This is a genomic window from Protofrankia sp. CiP1_Cm_nod3, from assembly GCF_982290655.1.
In genome coordinates, this window is sequence record NZ_CEVIVD010000189.1 from 7,513 (window position 1) to 8,212 (window position 700).

The window sequence follows — 700 nt, forward strand, 5'->3', positions numbered from 1 at the left end:
CTCCTCCACGACCGTACGCCGCGCCCGGGTGAGGTCCCGCAGGTCCCGGAACGGCTTCGGGGGGACGAACGACGCCCGGACCAGACCGTGCGCGACGAGATCCGCCAGCCACACGGCGTCCGCCACATCCGTTTTCCGGCCCGGTACGTTACGCACATGGGCCGCGTTGAGAAGCCAGCACTCGAACTGGTCTTCCAGCATGTGGAAAACCGGCTTCCAGTAAACCCCTGTCGATTCCATTCCCACGATCGTGACCTTGTTCTGGGCCAGCCAGTCCGCGAGGAGCCCCAGCGATCCCCCGGTCGTGGTGAACGTTCGGACCTCGACTTTCGCGGGTCCTTTCGCGGGCTGGATCCGTATCGCCGCGGCCACCGTGTCCCGATGGACATCGAGCCCCGCGCAGCGCGGGAACACCACTTCCACCCCTGCCTCCCTTCCCAACCAGGAAACACCCTTCAGGGTGCGTCGCCCGGGGAAGCCTGAACACGGAAACTGAGGAACGCGCTCACGGCAGCAGGAACAAGTGCCCCAGGCCTCCGCCGCCATACTCAAACACGGGCTCGTCCGCACCAGAGAGAGCCGACGTCGACCGGGCAACGCCTCACCATCATCCCAGCCGCGCCGCGGCGCGCGGCCAAGAGGTCACCGCAGCCCTACGAGATTCTCATTCGACCAGGTGGCGGCTTCGCCGCCAGGAATG

1 protein-coding gene is annotated in these 700 nt (G+C 66.7%); it reads right to left on the bottom strand.

Features of this window, described 5'->3' with window-relative positions; genetic code table 11:
- Window positions 1-423 (bottom strand): IS110 family transposase (locus AC5LUJ_RS22185; RefSeq protein WP_493465667.1); only part of this gene is annotated, 423 nt, incomplete at its 3' end.
- Between the last annotated feature and the right edge of the window lie 277 nt (window positions 424-700).